Raw genomic sequence first — 21,484 nt, forward strand, 5'->3', positions numbered from 1 at the left:
CTCGGGCGGCGTGGGACTCGACGACCGTGACGCGCTGCAGACGCTGCGCCACGCCGTCGATCCCGCGCGCGGCTCCGACGCCCTGATCGCCGCGTTCTACACCCACTGGTTCGCCTCCGACCCGTCGGTGCGCGACCTGTTTCCGCCCGATATGGCCCAGCAGCGTGCCGTGTTTGCGCACGCGTTGACCTGGTTGTTCGGTGAACTCGTCGCGCAACGCGCCAACGAGCCGGTGGCCTTCCTGGCCCAGCTGGGTCGCGATCACCGCAAATACGGTGTGACACAACAACATTACGACAGCATGCAACGTGCTCTGCTGAGGTCGCTGCACGATCACCTCGTCGAGCGCTGGGATGACAGGCTGGCCGAGGCCACCCACGACGCGGTCGCGCTTTTCATCGGCGTCATGCGGGGCGCGGCCGAGGCCGAGGAGGGCCCGCCCTACTGCGACGGCACGGTGATCGAGCACATCCGCGCCACCCGTGACGTCTCGGTGGTGCGCCTGCAACTGGACCAACCGCTGGCCTACCACCCCGGCCAGTACGTCACCGTGCAGGTGCCGCAGTGGCCGCGGCGGTGGCGGTATCTGAGCCCGTCGATTCCGGCCGAACCCAGCGGGGGCATCGAGTTCCACATTCGTTCGGTCACCGGCGGCATGGTGAGCACCGCGATCGTCGGCGAGACCCGACCCGGTGACCGGTGGCGGCTGTCCAACCCGCACGGCGGCCTGCACATCGACCGCGACGGCGGGGACGTGCTGATGGTCGCCGGCAGTTCCGGCCTGGCCCCGCTTCGGGCGCTGATCATGGACCTGACCCGGTGGGGGGTGAACCCCCGGGTCCATCTGTTCTTCGGCGGGCGCTACCCCTGCGACCTCTACGACCTGCACACCCTGTGGCAGATCGCTTCGCAGAATCCGTGGCTGTCGGTGACCCCGGTCTCGGAATACAACGTCGATCCGCCGTGGGCGGCGCAGTATCCCGACGTCAACCCGCCCCGCGGGCTGCACGTGCGCCAGACGGGCAGGCTGCCCGACGTGGTGACCAGATACGGCAACTGGGGCGACCGCCAGATTCTGATCTGCGGCGGGCCGCAGATGGTCGAGGCCACCAAGGCCGCGCTGATCGCCAAAGGCGCACCGGCCGAGCGGATTCAGCACGACCCGCTCTCCAACTGAGGTGGCGCGCGGGGCTACTTTTTTCGCGCGAGCAGACGCAAAGGGCCCCTATTTGGCCCCGAAAAGGGGCTCTTTGCGTCTGCTCGCCGAAGATTGGCGAGCGCCAAGCCGCACCTGCTTTTACACTGATCAAGATCTTTCGGGCTGAGGAGAAGCCATGCCGACCATGCGCGCCGCACGGATGTACGGGTACCGGCAACCGTTGAAGCTCGAAGAGATCCCGATACCCGATATCGAGCCGGGCCAGGTGCTGGTCAAGGTGGGCGGTGCCGGCATGTGCCGCACCGACTTTCAGCTCATCGAGGGCTACTTCGGCACGGATATGCCGCTACCGGCGACTCCGGGCCACGAGATCGCGGGCACCATCGACCGGCTCGGCGCCGACGTTCCCGCCACCGCGGGGCTCTCGGAGGGCGACCATGTGGTGGTCTTCGGCCCGCAGGGCGACGGCTCCTGCCGCCAATGTCAGCGCGGCAACCAACACATCTGCAATCAGGGGCACTGGATCGGCTTCGGACCGCACGGTGGCTACCAGGAATACGTCCCGGTCGCCTACCAACAGCTGATCAAGGTCAGCGGTGCGCACTCGGCCCTGTCGCTGGCACCACTGACCGACGCCGGCCTGACGCCCTACCGCGGCCTTAAGAAGCTGCGCGCCGCCGGGGTCCTGGGCCCGGGCACCACGCTGGCGGTGATGGGTGTCGGCGGGCTCGGCGCCTACGCCGTGCAGTACGCGAAACTGCTCGGCGCGGGGGCCACGGTGGTCGCGTTGGCGCGTAACCCCGGAAAGCTCGCGTTGGCAAGGGAAAACGGAGCAGATCACGCCATCGACATCGGCGACCGGTCCGATGATCAGGTGCGCGACGCGCTCGAAGCGGCCACCGGCCGCCGCGAGTTCGACGCCGTCATCGAATGCGCCGGAGCCGAGAACAGCATCCGGCTGGCATTTGCGCTGCTGGCCACCGAGGGTGCGGTCGCCACGGTCGGGTTGGTCGGCAACCGCATCGACATGCCGTTGTTCCCGCTGGTCAGCCGCGAATACACATTGTTCGGCTCGTTCTGGGGGAACTACAGCGATCTGACCGAGGTGGTTGCGCTCGCTGAGGCCGGCAAGATCAAGGACTCGGTGACCCAGGTCCGTTTCGAGGATGTCAACGACCACATCGAGGCGCTGGGCCGCGGCGATTTCGTCGGCCGCGCGGTGATCGTCTACGACTGAGCGCATCCGGTGGCAGGATCGGCTGGTATGGCCGAGTTGGAGAGCGTCGCGCTGAAGGATCCGGCATCGTCGATGACGGCGACGTTCGTCCCGGCGGCCGGCATGGTCGGCACCTCGCTGGCCGACGGGGATGATGAGTTCCTCGGCCAGCGCCGCGGGTTGGACGCGTACGTGACATCCGGCAAGACGATGGGCATTCCGCTGCTGTACCCGTGGGCAAACCGGTTGAGCGCCAACACGTATGAAGTAAGCGACGCCGTCGTCACCTTGACCCCCGGCGCCGGTGGCGTCCGCACCGATGAACACGGCGCTCCGATCCACGGCGTGCTGGCCGCCTATTCGGGATGGCTGGTCACCGCCCGATCGGAAAACTCGCTGACGGCGGTGCTCGACTACGGCGGCAAACCCAGGCTGCTGGCGTCGTTCCCGTTCCCGCACGTGCTGTCCCAGACCGTCACGCTCGAAGAGCGCACGCTGACCATCGAAACCACCGTGATGGCGACGACGTCGGCGCCGGTGCCGTTGTGCTTCGGCTACCACCCCTATCTCACGATTCCTGGAGTACCGCGCGAGCAGTGGCGGCTGACCACCCCGACCATGCGCCGGTTGCCAATCGATTCGCGGGGCATTCCGACCGGGGAACATCAGGAGTGGCACGGCGGCACCGAACCGCTCGGCCGCGTCGAGTACGACGACGGCTTCGACGACGTGCCCGACGGGGCGGTGTTCTCGCTTTCGGGCGGGGACCATCGCATCGACGTCAGGTTCGAGGCGGGTTACCCGGCGGCGCAGATCTTCGCGCCCGGCGGCGACGACGTCGTCTGCTTCGAACCGATGGCCGCCCCGACCGACTCGCTCCGCCGCGGCACCTACCGCTGTGCCGTCCCTGGCAAGCCTGAGACGTTGCGGTTCTCGATCAGCGTGCGTTGACCGTCACCACATCCCCGGCACCATGCGGTAGCGCACCTTCTGCATGTACTCGAGGTACCCGTCGAGTTCCTCGCGCAGCAGGTTCTCCTCGTCGCGGATGCGCATGGCCAGCACGATGAAGCCTGGAACGACAAGGATCAGCGCCCAGTAGGAACCGAGCGCGAGCGGGATGCCGACCATCATGATCACGTTGCCGGTGTACATGGGGTGTCGCACCAGCCCATACAGGCCGGTGGACGCCAGCCGCTGTCCTGCCTCCACCTGGACGGTCGAGCCGGCGTAGTTGTTCTGAATGACCACCAGCATCGGCGCCATCAGGCCGACCGCCACCGCGATATTGCCGACCAGCGAGATCGCCGGGGGCACATGGGTCCAACCGAAGCGGTGGTCGAGGCCACTGATCACCAGCATCATCAGCAGCGACAGCCACAACCCGGCCATGACGGCCTTCTGCACCGCCCGGGTCTCGGCGCCCGGTCCCCCGCGCATCCGCCGTTGCAGCGCCGCGGGATGGACTCGCAGCAGGTAGAGGTTCGACGTCCACACCGATACCAGGAACACCGCCACCAGAAGCCACGCCTGCCAGTAGTCGACCGTGCCCGCGACCGCGAACACGATCACCGCCAGCACCACAGGCTGGGCCAGCCCCGAGATCAACAGTCTGAGAACGGCTTTCACCGATCCTCCTTATTCGAAAAGTGCTGACGGCAGCCGCATGTTCGGCTATTCCGTCGGGTCGGAGTTCAGGTACCGGCTCAAGCCGCTGACGCTGGGCGCCTCCAACAGGGTGGGCAGCGACACAGCACGCTCGAAGGCGGCATTGACCGCGGATACGAGCCGCATCGCTGTCAGTGAATCCCCGCCCAGGTCGAAGAACGACTCGTCGGCGCCGATGTCCTCGCGGTTGAGCACCCGGGCATAGAGGTCCGCCAGGCGCTGTTCGACGGGGGTGGCCGGGCCGCGCCCATTCTCATCGGTATGGGCCGACTTAGGTTGTCCCACCGCCTGGTTGAGGCCGACGAGCGCGCCGCGGTCCGCAAGCGGTTGGTGCGGTTGGGTGGCCATGTCCGTCAAGATCTGTGTAAACCGTTCGGTGACTGCCGCGATACCGGCATCGCCGAACACGTCGGCGCGGTATTGGAACCGCAGGTCCAGTTCGTCGCCGGGCACGGCCTGCAGGGCCAGCGGATAGTGGTAGAAGTCGCGGTTGTCGAGTGCGGTGATGCTCAGCCCGTCGGCGCCGACGAGTTGGGCCGGGTCGGTCGGGTAGTTCTCGTAGACGACGACGGTGTCGAACAGCCGTGGCTGTCCGGTGATTCGGTGAATCTCGTTGAGCCCCAGGTGTTCGTGCTCGAAGGTCTGGTTGCGCACGCGGTGGAGTTGGTCGACGAGGTCGGCGGTGGTGGTGGCGGCGCCGACGTCGGCGCGCACCGGCACTGTGTTGATCAACAGGCCCACCATCGAGTCCGCGCCGGTCACCTCGGTCGGCCTTCCGGCGACGACGGTGCCGAAGGCGACGTCGCGTTGACCGGTCAGCGACATCAGCAACTGCGCCCATGCGCCCTGCAGCACGGTGCTGACCGTGGTCTGTCGGGAGCGCGCCAACTCGCCGAGCGCTCGGGTGGTTTCCTCCGAAACACGAACCGTCGCGACGCGTCGGCTTGCCGGTCCCACCCGGTTGGGGTGCCCGACCAGCGTGGGGGTGTCGAAACCGTCGAGCACCTGGGCCCACGCGGTGCGGGCGGCGTCGAGGTCGCGATCGGCCAGCCAGCTGATGAACCGGCGATACGGTGTAGCGGGAGGCAGCCGCTGCCCGTAGTAACCGGCGAACACTTCGCCCAGCAGAATCGGCAACGACCACCCGTCGAGCACGATGTGGTGGTTGGTCAGCACGAACCGGTGCTCGTCGGCGGCGGTGCGGAAAAGCACCGCCCGGATCGGCAGTTGGCCTGCCAGGTCGCAGACCGCGGCACGTTCGGCGTCGGACACCTGCGCAATGCGTTCGTCAATGTCGTGGCCGTCCGTCACCAGATCGAGGTAGCGCCACGGTATCTCGGGGCTGGCGGAAAGAAGCTGGACCGGTTCGCCGAACTGCTGGGTGAACCGGACCGCCAGGTTGGGGTGGCGGGTGATTACCGCCTGCACGGCATCGTGGAGGCGATGGCGGTCAAGCCGGCCGCTGAGCGTGATGTCCAGTTGCACCGCATATACGTCGTCACCGCAGCCGTGCGCGATCCCGGCGTGGAACAACAGGCCCTGCTGCAAGGGGGTCAGCGGCAAGATGTCGGCGACCTGCCCGGCGCGGCACAGTTCGTCGATCTCGTGCTGCGCCAACCGGGCAGGGGCGATGTCGGAGGGGGTGAGCCCGCCGCCGCCGCCGCGCACGTGGGTGCAGATGCCGGTGAGCGCGTCGAACCAGAGTTCGCTGAGCCGGTTGATCTGGGCGTGGTCCAACGCGGAAAGCGCCCATGTCCAGCCGCCGCGCAGACGTGGACCGGCGTCGGTGTCGACGGTGCCGGCGTTGAGCGCGAGGGTGTACATCAACGGCATCGGGATCCTCGCGGCGGCGCCGGTGACCGAACCGTCGTGGCAGATCTCCCAGTAATCGCCGTCGGCCTGCGTAGCCGCTGCGGCCATCCGGCCAAGGTAGTTGAACCCGATCGGCGGGTCGGCTCCGTCGAGGTCGACGTCGGTGTTGAGGTAGCGCAGCACCCCGTAGCCCAGCCCGTCGGGCAGGGTGTGTAGTTGTTCTTTGGCGGCTTTGATGATTTCGCCGAGTTTGGCATCGCCGGCGCGCACCTGCGTCCAGTCCAGCCCGGCGACGTTGAGCGCGACGGGGTATTTGGCGGTGAACCAGCCGATCGTGCGGGACAGGTCGATGTCGGCGGCGAGGTCTTCGTCGCGGCCGTGGCCCTCGACGTCGACACAGACGGCGCCGGAGACACCGAGGAATTCGGTGAGCGCCAAACCGAAGGCGATCAACAGGATTTCGTTGATCCCGGTGTGAAACGCCGCGGGTACCTCGCCGAGCAGCATCCGGGTCGTCTCGACGTCGAGCTCCACCGACAAGCCGCCGGCGTTGGCGTAGGTGTCGACGGTGGGTCGGACCGCGGGCAACAGGGCGGGGGCCGCGGCGATGTCGCGCCAGACCTGCGCCTGCTCAACGACTTTGCGATCGCGGGCATGCTCGGTGAGCACTTGCGCCCACCGCTGGTAGGAGGTGCCCGTGGCGTCCGGCAACACGGGTTGGCCGGTGCGGTGTTGGGTCCAGGCCAGGTTGAGGTCTTCGAGCAGGATGCGCCAGGAGACGCCGTCGATGGCCAGGTGGTGCACGATGGCCAGTAACTGCCGGGTGGAGGTGACCCATAGTGCGCTGACCATCTGCCCGGCGGCCGGGTTCAACCGCGACCGGGCTTCGACCACGGCGTCGTCGGTGAGGGTGGCGACGGTGTGTAGGCACTGCGCGGCGTCGACGGCGCCGGGTTCGGGCACCGTCAGCGACCAGCCGCCGGCTCCGTCGTCCTCGACACGCAGGCGCAGCATCGCGTGGCGATCCAGCAGCGCTTGGACCACGGCGACGACATCGGCCTCGGTCACACCCACCGGCGCCTGGAGCAACGCGGTCTGGTTGAACTCATCGGTCGGGCCGTCGATGTCGCGCAGCCATCCGATGATCGGGGTGATCGGCACAGCGCCCAGGCCCGCATCGTGTTCGCCAACCGAATCGTCGGCGATGGTGGCGGTTTGGGCGAGCCGGGCCACGGTTTGTTCGACGAAGACATCGCGGGGCCGGCACAGGATTCCGGCGGCGCGGGCGCGGGCGACCACTTGCATGGACAAGATGGAGTCCCCGCCGAGTTCGAAGAACGAGTCGTCGACCCCGACCCGGTCCAGCCCCAATACCTGCGCGTAGATGTCGGCAAGGATCTGTTCGACGGCATCAGCGGGTGCGCGGTAGGTATCGGTGTTCTGGTATTCCGGTGCGGGCAGAGCGCGTTTGTCGAGTTTGCCGTTGACCGTCAACGGCATTGCCTCGACCGCGACCACCGCGGCGGGCACCATGTAATCGGGCAGTTGTGCCGCCAACTGCGCACGAACCCCGGTGGGGTCGGCGCTGCCGGTGATGTAGCCGACCAACCGCTTATCACCGGGGCGGTCCTCGCGCGCGATCACCTCGGCCTGCACCACCCCGTCGACCGCGGCCAACGCCGCCTGCACCTCACCGAGTTCGATGCGATACCCGCGGATCTTGACCTGTTCGTCGGCACGGCCCAGATAACGCAACTGCCCGTCGGCACCCCAGGCGACCACGTCACCGGTGCGATACATCCGTTGTCCGCCTGCGCCGAACGGACACGCCACAAACCGAGACGCACTCAGCCCCGCCCGGCCGACATACCCGTAGGCCAACCCGGCTCCGGCCACATACAACTCACCAGCCACGCCCACCGGCACCGGCCGCAGCCGTCCATCCAGCACGAAGAAACCCAAGTGGGCCAACGGAAGCCCGATCGGGCTGACCCCACCGTCGACATCGGCGGCGGTGATCTCGCGGAACGAGGCGTGCACCGTGGTCTCGGTGATGCCGTACATATTGATCAACCGCGGCCCGTCGCGATGGGCGGCCAGCCACGGTTTGAGCCGTGCGGGCTCTAAGGCTTCCCCGCCGAACACCACCGCTGCCAACGCCAACCCCGCACCAGCTTCGGCGTCGAGTTCCTCGACGGCCTGCAACGCATAGAATGCCGAGGGCGTCTGACTCAACACCGTCACGCCCTCGGCGACCAACAGCGCGTGCAGCTCCTGTGGCGAGCGCACCACCGTATCGGGGGCGACCACCACCTGGCCGCCAAACAGCAACGCCCCCCAGATCTCCCACACCGAATAGTCGAATGCCAACGAATGACATTGTGACCACACTTGACCCGCCAACCCCATCTGGGCGTCGAGGGTCGCCAACAACTGCGTCACACTGCGATGAGCCACCGCCACTCCCTTGGGAGTTCCTGTGGTCCCCGAGGTGTAGATGACGTAGGCGACGTCATCTGCGTCTGGTTCGGCCGGCGTCGTCACCGGCTGATCGAGCAACCCGGGGTCGGCCACATCGATCACCGGCACCCCTTGGCCGTCGACGCGATCAGCCAACGCGGCCGTGGTGATCACCGCTACCGGCGCCGCGTCACCCAACACAAATCCCACCCGCGCCGCGGGTACCGACGGATCGATCGGCACATACGCCGACCCGGTTTTGAGGACCGCCAAAAGCGACACGACCGCGTCGGCTGAGCGTGGTAGCAGCACGCCCACTCGATCACCACGGCCAACCCCACGGGCAACCAACAGGTGGGCAAAACGGTTGCTGGCCTCGTCTAGCTCGCGGTAGGTCCACGAACGCCCATTCCACGTCAGCGCCACGGCTTCCGGTGATCGCTTTACCTGTCCGGCAAAACGCCCCACGATCGTGTCCGCCGAACGGGTGGGCTCATCCACCACCGCCTGGTTGCTCCACTGCTCAAGCTGCACCCACTCACTGGGCTCCAGGACGTCGATCGCCGAAAGCGGTTGCTGTGCATCGGTGGTCAACGCGACCAACACCCGCTTGAAGCGTTCGATCAGCGCTTCGATGCTGGTGGCGTCGAACACGTCGGTGCGGAACTCGACCTCTCCGGTGATTCCGTCCGGCGTCCCGTCCGCGCTGAACCGCTCGCCCATGCCGAAGGAGAGGTCGGTGCGGGCGGTCCTGGTGTCCAGCGGCTTCTCGGTGACCTGTACGTCACCCAATGTCAGCGCGGAGGATTCGCTGTCCTCCTGCACTTTTCGCCACGACAGCATGACCTGCACGAGCGGGTGGTGGGTCAGCGATCGGGTCGGGTTCAGGCGCTCGACGACGACTTCGAACGGCACATCCTGATTCTCGTAGGCGGCCAGGCTACGCGCGCGCACCTGGGCCAGCAGGTCGGCGACGGTGGGGTCACCGCCCACATCGACCCGCAGCACCAGCGTGTTGACGAAGAAGCCCACCAGGTCGTCGAGCGCGGGATCGCGCCGCCCACCGATCGGAAAGCCGACCGCCACATCGGAACTCGCGCTGAGCTTACCGAGTAGCAACGCCAGGGCGGCTTGCATCACCATGAAGTTGGTGACGTTGTGCTCGCGGGCCAACCGGTCGATGCCCGCTTGTAGTTCAGCCGGCCAGTCGAACGCCACACTGGCGCCGCGGTAGTCCGCCACCGGCGGGTAGGGCCGGTCGGTCGGCAACGGCAAGTGTTCGGGCATGCCGGCCAACGCATCCATCCAATAGGCCAACTGGGCGGCGATGGGGCTCTGGCTGTCGCCGACGTCTCCGAACTGGGCTCGCTGCCACAGCGTGTAATCGACGTACTGCACTGGCAATTCGGCCCAGTCGGGATCCTGCCCCAAACGCCGGCTGGTGTAGGCGACACCCAGGTCGCGCACCAGCGGTGTGATCGACAGGCCATCGGCGGCGATGTGGTGTACCACGGACACCAGTACGTGATCGTCGTCGGCAATGCGGAAAAGCCGGGTCCGCAGCGGGATCTCGGTGGCGAGGTCGAACGGTTCCCGTGCCAGCTCGTCGAACGCGTCGTTGAGCTGATGATCCGACCAGCCGCCGGCATCGACCACGTGCCAACCGAAGTCGACGTCGTCGGCCTGCACCACCTGCTGCCGAGGTATCCCCTCGGGCGCGACGAACACGGTGCGCAGGCTTTCATGCCTACCGACCACGTCGGCCACCGCCGCCGCCAACGCGTCGGGGTCGAGCAGGCCGTGCAGGCTCAGCGCGACCGCGATGTTGTAGGTCGCCGACGGGCCTTGGAGCTGCTCGATGAACCACAGCCGGCTCTGCGCGAACGACAGCGGGACCTCGGCTGGCCGCTCGACAGCCACCAACGGACCAAGCCGCCGTCCCTCCCCCTTACCGATGCTGGGAGCGAACTTGGCGACCGTGGGCGCCTCGAACACCGTCCGCACCGAGACGCCGGCGTCGAGGGCGGCGTTGACGGCGGCGACCAGGCGCATCGCCGACAGCGAATCCCCACCCAGGTCGAAGAACGACTCGTCCAGGCCGACCCGCTCCAACCCGAGCACTTCGGCGTAGATGCCGGCCACGATCTCCTCAGTCGGTGTCGTGGGGGCCCGGTACTCGCCTGCCGTGTATTCCGGTGTCGGAAGGGCTCGTCGGTCCAGCTTGCCGTTGACCGTCAGCGGGAGCTCCGCCAACGCCACCACCGCGGCCGGGACCATGTAGGCGGGCAGCCGCTCGGCCAGCGCGACGCGCGTCTTAGCGGCATCGGCTGTTCCGGTGATATAGCCGACCAGGCGCTTGTCGCCGGGGCTGTCCTCGCGCGCGATCACCACGGCTTGCTCCACGCCGTCCAATTCGGCCAGCGCGGCGCGGACTTCGTCGGGTTCAATGCGGTAGCCGCGGATCTTGACCTGCTCGTCCGCGCGCCCGAGATACTGCAGTTGTCCGTCGTTACGCCACCGCACCAGGTCTCCGGTGCGGTACATGCGCGCACCGGCCGCGGCACCCCCGGCGAACGGGCACGCCACAAACCGCGACGCGGTCAAACCGGGCCGGCCGAGATAGCCGACGCTCACGCCCCGGCCCGCCACATACAGTTCGCCGACGACGCCGACGGGTACCGGCCGCAGTCGCTCGTCGAGGACGAACACCGCGACCGTCGACGGCGGCGCGCCGATCGGTGCCGCACCCGTCCCGGCCGCCAGCGGGGCGCTCATCGACGCGTACACGGTGACCTCGGTGGGGCCGTAGGCGTTGATGACCACCCGTCCGGGCGCCCACTGATCCACCACCTCGGCCGTGCAGGCCTCACCGCCGAGCAGCAACGCCGTGGAGTCCAGACCTTGCGGGGAGAGCGCCGCCACCGCCGAGGGCGTCTGGGTGAGCACGTTGACCCGTTCCCTGACCAGCAGGGCGTGGAAGTCGTCCGGTGAGGCGACGACGGATTCGGGCACCACGACCAGTCGCGCGCCCCCTAACAGGGCGGCCCAAATCTCCCACACCGAGAAGTCGAATGCGTACGAATGGCACTGTGTCCAGACCTGTTCCATCGGCAGGTCCATTGGCGTTGATTCCGCCAGATGCGCGAGGTTGGCGTGGCTCACCGCCACTCCCTTGGGATTGCCGGTGGTACCCGAGGTGTAGATCAGGTAGGCGATATCGTCGGGAGCCGGGGTCGGCGGCGGTGTGCTGGGCTGGGTTTCGATGGCCGGGTCGTTCAGGTCGACGACGGTGACGTTGCGTCCGTCCAGCCGCGGTCTCAGGTCCGCCGTGGTGATCACGGCGACCGGCGCGGCGTCGGTCAGCATGAACTCCATCCGCGCCGCAGGCAGCGTCGGGTCGATCGCCAGGTATGCGGCACCGGTCTTCAGCACCGCCAGCATGGCGACGACGGCTTGCGCCGAACGTCCCAGCAGCAGGGCGGCGCAGGTGCCCGGGCCGACACCATGCCCGGACAGCATGCGCGCCACTCGGTTTGCGGCGTCGTCGAGTTCGCGGTAGGTGATGGACTGGTGACCGAAAGAAAGCGCGACCGCGTCGGGTGCGCGGGTGACCTGCGCGCCGAACAGTTCCGGTATCGAATCTGCGGTCGGCACCCGACGGCTCAGCAGGGCGCGGTTACCCATCTCGTCGAGCCGGGCGTGCTCGGCCTCGTCGAGCACATCCAGGGACGAAAGCCGGCGCGCCGGGTCGGCGGTCATCGCCACGAGCACCCGCTGCAACCGCTCGATCAGCGTCTCGATACTCGCAGCGTCGAACACGTCGGTGCGGAATTCGGCATGCACGCCGATCCCGGTGGGCTCACCGGTCCGGGTCCAGCTTTCGCTCAGTGAGAACGCCAGATCCACCCGGGCGGTGTCCGTATTGACCGGGATCTGGGTGATCTGCAGATCGCCTAGGGCCAAGGCGATCTCGTCGCTCGTCTCGCCGGGCAGGTTGCGCCAGGACAACATCACCTGCACCAGCGGGTGGTGGGTCAGCGATCGGGTCGGGTTCAGCCGCTCGACGACGACCTCGAACGGCACATCCTGATTCTCGTAGGCGGCCAGGCTACGCGCGCGCACCTGGGCCAGCAGGTCGGCGACGGTGGGGTCACCGCCCACATCGACCCGCAGCACCAGCGTGTTGACGAAGAAGCCCACCAGGTCGTCGAGCGCGGGATCGCGCCGTCCACCGATCGGAAAGCCGACCGCCACATCGGAACTCGCGCTGAGCCTACCCAGCAGAACAGCTAGAGCCGCCTGGACCAGCATGAAGCTGGTGGCATTGTGTTCGCGGGCGACCTGGGCGATCCGCTGCTGCAGTTCGATGGGCCATGTCATCGATACGCTTGCGCCGCGTTGATCGGCCACGGGCGGGTAGGGCCGGTCGGTCGGCAGCTGCAGCCGATCGGGCATTCCGGCCAACGCTTCCTGCCAGTACGCCAGCTGTGCAGCGATCAGGCTGTTCTCATCGGACAGATCGCCGAACTGCGAGCGCTGCCACAGCGTATAATCGACGTACTGCACGGGCAGTTCGGCCCACACCGGGGCCAGTCCCGCGCAGCGGCAGACATACGCCACGCCCAGGTCGTTCACCATCGGGGCCATCGACAGGCCGTCGGCGGCGATGTGGTGGGCCACCGACACAGCCACGTGCTCCTTGTCGCTGATGCGGAAAAGCCGTGACTGGAAGGGAATCTCAGAGGCCAGGTCGAACGGGTGTCGCACCACGGCGCCGATGGCGTCGTTTAGCTCCGCGTCCGACCAGCCGCTGGCGTCGACGACTCGCCAACCGAAGTCCGCTTCTTCGGCGGGCACGACCACCTGCTGCGGTACGCCGTCGGGTGCCGGGAACATCGTGCGCAGGCTCTCGTGGCGGCCCACCACATCGGCCAGCGCGGCACCCAGCGCCTCGGCATTCACCTGCCCCAGCATCCGCAGACCCACCGCCATGTTGTAAGTCGGTGAGGGGCCCTGTAACTGGTCGAGGAACCACAGCCGGTTCTGGGAGAACGACAGCGGGATCACCGGCGGCCGTTCCATGGCCACCAGCGGATCGAGCCGGTCGCCGCCTCCGCTGATGCGGGCTGCCAGCTGGGCGATCGACGGGGCCTCGAACAGGGTGCGCACCGAAAGGCCGGAGTCCAGGCCGGTATTGACCGCGGCGACCAGGCGCATCGCCGACAGTGAATCCCCACCGAGTTCGAAGAAGGAGTCGTCGACGCCGACCCGGTCGATGTCGAGCACCTTGGCGTAGATGCCGGCCAGGATCTCCTCGACCGCGGTCGTCGGGGCGCGGTACCTCTCGGCGTCGCCGAACTCCGGTGCCGGCAGTGCGCGCCTGTCGAGCTTTCCGTTGACCGTCAACGGCAATGCATCAATCACCATGATGGCCGCCGGCACCATGTATTCGGGCAGCCGCTGCGTCAGCGCGGTCCGCAAGCCAACCGGATCCAGGGGCGCTGTGGACGCGGTGACATAACCCACCAACCGCTTATCCCCGGGGCGGTCCTCGCGGGCGATCACCACCGCCTGCTCAACGCCGTCGAGCTCAGCCAACACCGCACGGACTTCACCCAATTCGATCCGGAACCCGCGGATCTTGACCTGCTCGTCGGCGCGGCCCACATACCGCAGGTGCCCGTCGGCCCCCCACCACACCAGATCACCCGTGCGATACATGCGCTGCCCCGGCGGCCCGAAGGGGCACGCCACGAACCGCGACGCACTGAGCCCCGCACGCCGCCAATATCCCAGGCCGGCTTGTGCGCCCGCCACGTACAACTCGCCGATCACCCCGACCGGCGCCGGTTGCAACCACTGGTCCAGCACGAAGAAGGCAAGTCCGGGCAGCGGACCGCCGACCGGGCTGACATCGCTGTCGGCGTCTCCGTCGACGATCTCACGGAAGGAGGCGTGCACCGTCGTCTCGGTGGTCCCGTACAGGTTGAGCAGGCGGGGCGTGCCGGGATGGTGTTGCAGCCAGGTCCGAAGACGCTGTGGTTCAAGGGCTTCGCCGGCGAAGATCACCGCCTGAAGTTTCAGCTGCCTGCCCAGCTCGGGCTGCAGCGCATCAGCGGTCTGCAACGCGTAGAACGCCGACGGTGTCTGGCTCAGGACGGTGACCTGCTCCTCGGCCAACAGCGCATGGAATTCTTCCGGGGCGCGCCCCACCGACTCTGCGACCACGACCAGGCGGCCGCCGTACAACAGCGCACCCCACATCTCGCACACCGAGACGTCGAAGGCCAGCGAATGCCACTGGGACCACACCTGGCCGGCCAGCTCGAAACAGTCGTCCAGTGCCTCCATCAGCCGTGTCACGTTGTGATGGGTGATGGCAACCCCTTTGGGGATACCGGTGGTGCCTGAGGTGTAGATCAGATAGGCGATGGAGTCGGGCGCGGGCTCGGGCAGTGCGGTGCTCGGCTGGGTGTCGATCGCGGCGTCGTCGACGTCGATGAGGTGCAGGCCCTGCCCTGCAAGCCGTTCGACGAGCTCGCGGTTGGTGACGGCGGCCGTCGGGGCGGCATCGCCCAAGACGAGCTCCATACGTGCCGTCGGCGCTGTCGGGTCGATGGGCACATACGCCGCACCGGTTTTCAGGATCGCCAGGATCGATACGATCGCGTCGGCCGATCGCGGCAGCAGCAGCGCAACCCGCTGGCCGGGTCCTATCCCGTGGCCGACGAGCAGGTGCGCGAAACGGTTGGCGGCCTCGTCGAGTTCGCGGTAGGTCCACGAACGCTCGTTCCAGGTCAGCGCGGTGGCTTCGGGTGCACGCGCCACCTGCGCGGCGAACATCCCGGGAATCGATGTCGGCGCCGGTGCCGGCTGGGTCAGCGTCGCCTGGTTGCTCCACTGGTCCAGCCGCGCCCGCTCGCTGCGCTCCAGGACGTCGATGACCGAAAGCGGTTGGTGCGCATCGGTGGTCATCGCCACCAGCACCTGCTTGAACCGCTCGATCAGCGTCGCGATGTCGGACGGGTCGAACACGCCCGTCTGGTATTCGATCCGAAGGCCGAGCTCACGCCCGGGAAGGGCCTGCACCGCAAGCGGATAATGGTTGTTCTCGTGGTGGGCGAACCCGGTGACGGCCAGCCCGTCGTCGCCGGACAGCTTGGCGGCGTCAATCGGGTAATTCTCGTAGACGAAAAACGTGTCGAACAACCGCTCCTGGCCGGTGATCCGGTGGATCTCACTGAGCGCCAGGTGTTGGTGATCCAGCGTCCGGGTGTGCGCATCCTGCAGGCCTCGAAGCATCTCGGCAGTGGTGGTGGCCGCCGTGATACTCACCCGGACCGGCACCGTGTTGATCAGCAGGCCCACCATCGAGTCGGCACCGAACACCTCGTCCGGGCGCCCCGAGACCGTGGTGCCGAAGACGACGTCGCGCTGACCGGTCAGCGACATCAGCACCCGCGCGAACACACCCTGCAGCACGGTGCTGACCGTGGTCTGACACGAGCGCGCGAGTTCCCCGAGCGCGGTGGTGGTGTCCTCGGCCACCACGAACGAGGCGACATCGCGCCGCCCCGAATCTGTTTGGCCGCCCACGTTGACCAGCGTGGGGGTGTCGAAACCGTCGAGCACGTGGGCCCATGCGGTGCGGGCGGCGTCGAGATCGCGGTCGGCCAGCCAGCTGATGAACCGGCGATACGGCGTAGCCGGGGGCAGCCGCTGCCCGTAGTAGCTGGCGAATACCTCCCCCAGCAGAATCGGCAACGACCACCCGTCGAGCACGATGTGGTGGTTGGTCAACACGAAGCGGTACTGGTCTACTCCGGTACGAAATAGCGAAGCGCGCCACGGCGGCTGAGTCGCCAAGTCGCACACCGCGGCACGTTCATCAGCGCACACCTGCGCGATCTGCTCATCGACATGGCCGCTGTCGCCGTCGAGTTCCACGTACTGCCACGGCACCACCGGTTCGGCCATCAGGATCTGCACTGGCTCTGCGAACTGCTGCGAGAACCGGGCCGCCACGTTGGGATGTCGAGACGCCACGGTCTGCACGGCCGCGCGCAGCCGTTCGGGAGCCAGCCGGCCCTTCAGCGTGACGTCGAGCTGCACCGCATACGTGTCATCGCCAGCCTGCGCAGCGCTGGCGTGAAACAGCAACCCCTGCTGTAGCGGGGTCAGCGGCAGAACATCAGCTATCCGCATACTGCCGCTGGAGCTCGTCGATCTGGGCTTGGCTGAGACCGGCGACGATATCGGACGGGGTGAGCCCGCCGCCGCCGCCACGCACGTGGGTGCAGATACCGGTGAGCGCGTCGAACCATAGCTGGCTGAGCCGGTTCACCTGGGCGAATTTCAAAACCGAGGGTGCCCACGTCCATATCGCGAACAGGCTTGGGCCGGCGTCGGTGTCGACGGTGCCGGCGTCGAGTACCAGGGTGTGCGTCAACGGTACGGGCGGCTTGACGCTAGGGCTGACGGTGGCCAAACCGTCCCAGCAGATCTGCCACGCATCGCCGGAGGTGTCGGCACTGGTCGCACCCTGGCGGCCAAGGTAGTTGAACGCGATCGGCGGGTCAGCGCCGTCGAGGTCGACGTCGGTGTTGAGGTAGCGCAGCACCCCGTAGTCGATGCCGTCAGGCAGGGTGTGCAGTTGTTCTTTGGCGGCTTTGATGATTTCGCCGAGTTTGGCATCGCCGGCGCGCACCTGCGACCAGTCCAGCCCGGCGACGTTGAGCGCGACGGGGTATTTGGCGGTGAACCAGCCCACGGTGCGGGACAGGTCGATGTCGGCGGCGAGGTCTTCGTCGCGGCCGTGGCCCTCGACGTCGACACAGACGGCGCCGGAGACACCAAGGAACTCGCCAAGTGCCAAACCGAAGGCGATCAACAGGATTTCGTTGATCCCGGTGTGAAACGCCGCGGGCACCTCGCCGAGCAGCATCTGGGTGGTCTCGACATCGAGGTTCACCGCCAGGTTGCCCGCGGTGTTCAGCTTGTCCGCATCGGGGCACGCCTGCGGCAACGCGGCGGGTGTTGCCGCGATCTGTCGCCAAGTGGCGGCCTTCTCAACGACTTTGGGGTCGCGGGCATGCTCGGCCAGCAGCGCGGCCCACCGCGCGAATGAGGTTCCGGGCTCGGGCAGCACGACGGGTTGGTCGGTGCGGTGCTGAGCCCAGGCCAGGTTGAGGTCGTCGAGTAGGATGCGCCAGGAGACGCCGTCGATGGCCAGGTGGTGCACGATGGCCAGTAGCCGTCGGGTGGACGTGACCCATAGTGCGCTGACCATCTGCCCGGCGGCCGGGTTCAACCGCATTCCCGCACGCACCACGGCTTCGTCGGTGAGCGTGTCGACGGTGTGCAGGCAGTGCGCGGCGTCGACGGCGCCGGGTTCGGGCACCGTCAGCGACCAGCCACCGGCACCGTCGTCATCGACGCGCAGCCGCAGCATCGCGTGACGATCCAGCAGCGCCTGCAGCATCACCAGCACGTCGGCCTCGGTGGTGCCGTCGGGCGCTTGGACGACCACGGTCTGGTTGAAGTGTTCGACCGGGCTGCCCGCGGCCTTTTGGCTCTCCAGCCAACGGATGATCGGGGTGGCGATCACCGGCCCGACGCCGTCGTCCAATTCGGCGTCGACGTCTGCGATGGTGGCGATGCGGGCGAGTCGGGCCACGGTTTGTTCGACGAAGACGTCGCGGGGTCGGCAGATCACGCCGGCCGCGCGGGCGCGCGCGACCACTTGCATCGACAAGATCGAGTCCCCGCCGAGTTCGAAGAATGATTCGTCGACCCCGACCCGGTCCAGCCCCAGCACCTGGGCATAGATGTCGGCAAGGATCTGTTCGACGGCATCCGCTGGCGCACGGTAGGAATCGAGGTTCTGGTATTCCGGTGCGGGCAGAGCGCGTTTGTCGAGTTTGCCGTTGACCGTCAACGGCATTGCCGCCACGGCCACCACCGCCGAGGGCACCATGTAATCGGGCAACCGCGTCGCCAACACCGCGCGCACCGCCGCGGGATCGGCGCTGCCGGTGATGTAACCGACCAGCCGCTTATCGCCGGGGCGGTCCTCGCGTGCGATGACTTCGGCCTGGCCCACTCCCTCCACCGCGGCCAACGCCGCCTGCACCTCACCGAGTTCGATGCGATACCCGCGGATCTTGACCTGCTCATCGGCACGGCCCAGATAGCGCAACTGCCCGTCATCGCCCCAGGCCACCACATCACCGGTGCGATACATCCGCTCACCGGGGGCCCCGAACGGACACGCCACAAACCGCGACGCGCTCAACCCCGCTCGGCCCACATACCCATAGGCCAGCCCGGCACCGGCCACATACAACTCACCGGCGACTCCGACCGGCACCGGTTGCAACCAGGAATCGAGCACAAAGAAGCCGAGATGGCCCAGCGGCACCCCGATCGGGCTGACCCCACCGTCGACATCGGCGGCGGTGATCTCGCGGAACGAGGCGTGCACCGTGGTCTCGGTGATGCCGTACATGTTGATCAACCGCGGCCCGTCCGCATGAGCCGCATACCAACCGGCAAGACGTTGCGGTTCAAGGGCTTCCCCGCCAAAGACCACCGCCTCGAGCTTGAGCTGGCGGCCCAGCTCGGGCTGCAGCTCATCAGCGGCCTGCAACGCATAAAAGGCCGACGGCGTCTGGCTGAGGACCGTGACCTGTTCGTCGACCAACAGCGTCAGCAGGTCCTGAGGCGATCGCACCACCGCATCAGGCACCACCACCACCCGGCCCCCGTAAAGCAACGGACCCCAGATCTCCCACACCGAATAGTCGAACGCCAACGAATGGCACTGCGTCCACACCTGACCCGCCAACCCCATCCGGGTATCCAGCGTGTCCAACAACCGCGCCACATTGCGATGCGGAACCGCCACCCCCTTAGGGGTGCCCGTGGTCCCCGAGGTGTAGATGACGTAGGCGACCTGATCGGCGTCGGGCTCAGGCAACGCCGTCACCGGCTGATCCCCGACGCCCGGATCGGCGATATCGATCACCGAAATACCGTCTCCCTCAACGCGGTCGGCCAGCACTGCGGTCGTGATCACCGCGACCGGCGCAGCATCGCCGAGCACGAACGCGATCCGGGCCGCGGGCACCGACGGGTCGATCGGCACATACGCCGCACCGGCCTTCACCACGGCGAGGGTCGCCACCACAGCTTCGGCGCACCGCGGCAGCAACACGCCCACGCGGTCTCCGCGCCCCACGCCACGGGTCGCCAACAAGTGCGCCAACCGATTCGACGCCTCGTCAAGTTCGCGATACGTCCACGACCGCTCACCGCAACGAACCGCAACGGCCTCGGGACCGCGCGCGGCTTGCACAGCGAACAATGCCGGAATCGACACCCCGGCCGAGACCGGGTCGGCAAGCGCAGCGCGGTTGCCCACCTCATCCAACCGAGCCCGCTCAGCCTCACCGCGCACATCCACCGACGACAACTGCCGGCTCGCGTCGGCAACCATCGCCGCCAACACCTGCTCCAGCCGTTTGGCAAGTTCGGCGAGGTCAAACCTCGAGAACGGCCCACCGGTGCCCGATGTGCTGAAGAAGAGTTGGTCCCCGGCGCCGGAGAAGATCAAACCGAAATCGCCGACCTGGCCGGGGTTGGTGAAGGACGCCGATGCTTCCACACCAGCGAAGTCAAGGGTCAATGCCGAGGGCATGAAGTTGACACTCACCCGGTGGCCAGGTTGGCCCTCGCCACGCGACCGCGATTTGCGTTCCAGGGCATACACCGGGAACCGCTGATGCTGTAACGCTTCCCGGATCCGAACGTCCACATACTCACAGAATTGGGCGGCGGTAGATTCCGGCGAAACCCTCAACACCAACGGCACCACGCCCGAGACCATCCCGGGAACCGTCTTCGACTCAGGCCGCACTCGTCTGCTGACCGGAAAGTCGAGCACGACCTCTGAACCGTCAGCGCACCACCCGCGCACCAGAAGCGCGCATGCCGCGGTGAGCACCGATGACCGGGGCACATTCTGCTCCTGCGACAGCTCTTGAACTCGGCGGATGAGCGCCGGATCCAAACGGACCGGCGCCACAGGCCGATCCGGGTCGGCCGCACCGCCGCTTTCCGGGCAGGGAATGTCGGATCCGTTCGGTGATGGCAGGTTTTGTGACCAGTAAGCCTGGTCTTCCAGATACTCCGGTGACGATTCGTAATCCGACTCGTAGTCGATCAGGTTCTGCAACGAACCGAAGAAGGCGGGCGGAACGGTGGTTCCTGCGACCAACGCGTCGTAGACCGTCGCAATTCGGTGCGCGAACAGCGTGATCCCGGTTCCGTCGATGACGATGTGATGGAAGCAACCGAACAGGTAGAACTCGTCTTCCCAGGTTTGGAAGAGCGCGAACTTGAACAGCGGTCCTTCCGGCGGCATCGGCGTGCGCTGTATCTGCAACGCCATCCGGCGGGCTTCCTGCACCGGATGGGACGCGTCGCTGAGGTCGTAGAAGGCCACATCGATCTGCGGGTCGTCGACCACCCGTTGGAAGACCTGTCCGTCCGCTTCGAAGATCGTGGCCCTGGCCGGTTCGGCCTCGCGCATCACGTGACGAATTGCCCTGCCAAGCAAGTCACGCTCGATGGCACCGTCGAAACGCGCGAGCACTCCTAGTTGCCAGTCCGTATTGGAGTGGCCGGTCTCCTCGGCAAGCCAGATGTCCAACTGTGCGCGTGTCAGAGGCAGCGCGCTGCGATCGAGTTCCATTCGATTCCCCGAACCTAGACGCTTTCCCTATCGGTAGCTCCGCGGCCGGCCAACCGTTCGCGCAGAGTCTTCGGCCGGATGTCGGCCCAGTTCTGTTCGATGTATCCAAGGCAGGCTTTGCGGTCTGCTTCGCCGTAGGCCACCTGCCAACCCGGGGGCACCTCAGCGAAAGTCGGCCACAGGCTGTGCTGTTCTTCGTTGTTGACCAACACGAAGAAGCCGCTGTTTTCATCGTCGAAGGGGTTACTGCTCACCCGGTTCTCCAGACCACCCAAATTGACGCTTCTGTAAGAATCTGTAAACCATACTTCGCTTCGTGGCGCCCTGTCACGCGGTTAGGGTGAAGCCTTCAGCGTCGCTTGACATTAACCCTGTGATGTACAGCTAAATTCATTTTTGGCCGCCACCGTTGAGC

7 protein-coding genes are annotated in these 21,484 nt (G+C 67.0%); 3 read left to right on the forward strand and 4 right to left on the reverse strand.

The genetic code is table 11. The features are described 5' to 3' along the window. Positions 1–10 precede the first annotated feature (10 nt). The 3 genes from ABQE93_RS01435 (at position 11) to ABQE93_RS01445 (ending at position 3,326) form a co-directional block, all read left to right on the forward strand. Positions 11–1,177 carry an FAD-binding oxidoreductase gene (locus ABQE93_RS01435; RefSeq protein WP_448405483.1) on the forward strand — a complete coding sequence of 389 codons (1,167 nt, stop codon included), beginning with the start codon at positions 11–13 and terminating at the stop codon, positions 1,175–1,177. A 157-nt stretch (positions 1,178–1,334) separates the two neighbouring features. Beyond that, positions 1,335–2,396: an NAD(P)-dependent alcohol dehydrogenase gene (locus ABQE93_RS01440; RefSeq protein WP_448405484.1), complete on the forward strand. Its 1,062-nt coding sequence runs from the start codon at positions 1,335–1,337 to the stop codon at positions 2,394–2,396. Positions 2,397–2,423: 27 nt separating this feature from the next. Further along, positions 2,424–3,326 (forward strand): aldose 1-epimerase, encoded by a 903-nt coding sequence (locus tag ABQE93_RS01445; protein WP_448405485.1) that lies wholly within the window; start codon positions 2,424–2,426, stop codon positions 3,324–3,326. Between the two features lie 3 nt (positions 3,327–3,329). Here the strand turns inward: ABQE93_RS01445 and ABQE93_RS01450 are convergent, their stop codons facing one another. The 4 genes from ABQE93_RS01450 to ABQE93_RS01465 are packed head-to-tail and all read right to left on the reverse strand — an operon-like array spanning position 3,330 to position 21,323. Beyond that, positions 3,330–4,004, reverse strand: coding sequence for a methyltransferase family protein (locus ABQE93_RS01450; protein WP_448405486.1), 675 nt, complete (start codon positions 4,002–4,004; stop codon positions 3,330–3,332). 45 nt (positions 4,005–4,049) lie between these two features. Further along, the gene (locus ABQE93_RS01455; protein WP_448405487.1) at positions 4,050–16,520 is read right to left on the reverse strand and encodes a non-ribosomal peptide synthetase; all 12,471 of its coding nucleotides are present in this window, start codon (positions 16,518–16,520) and stop codon (positions 4,050–4,052) included. Then, entirely contained in the window at positions 16,507–21,069 is a 4,563-nt protein-coding gene (locus ABQE93_RS01460) for a non-ribosomal peptide synthetase (protein ID WP_448405488.1), read from the reverse strand. The genes ABQE93_RS01455 and ABQE93_RS01460 overlap by 14 nt, the downstream gene beginning before the upstream one ends. Positions 21,070–21,083: 14 nt before the next feature. Beyond that, positions 21,084–21,323 carry an MbtH family protein gene (locus ABQE93_RS01465; RefSeq protein ID WP_448405489.1) on the reverse strand — a complete coding sequence of 80 codons (240 nt, stop codon included), beginning with the start codon at positions 21,321–21,323 and terminating at the stop codon, positions 21,084–21,086. Positions 21,324–21,484: the final 161 nt, after the last annotated feature.

It is taken from the genome of Mycolicibacterium sp. XJ662, assembly GCF_053484035.1.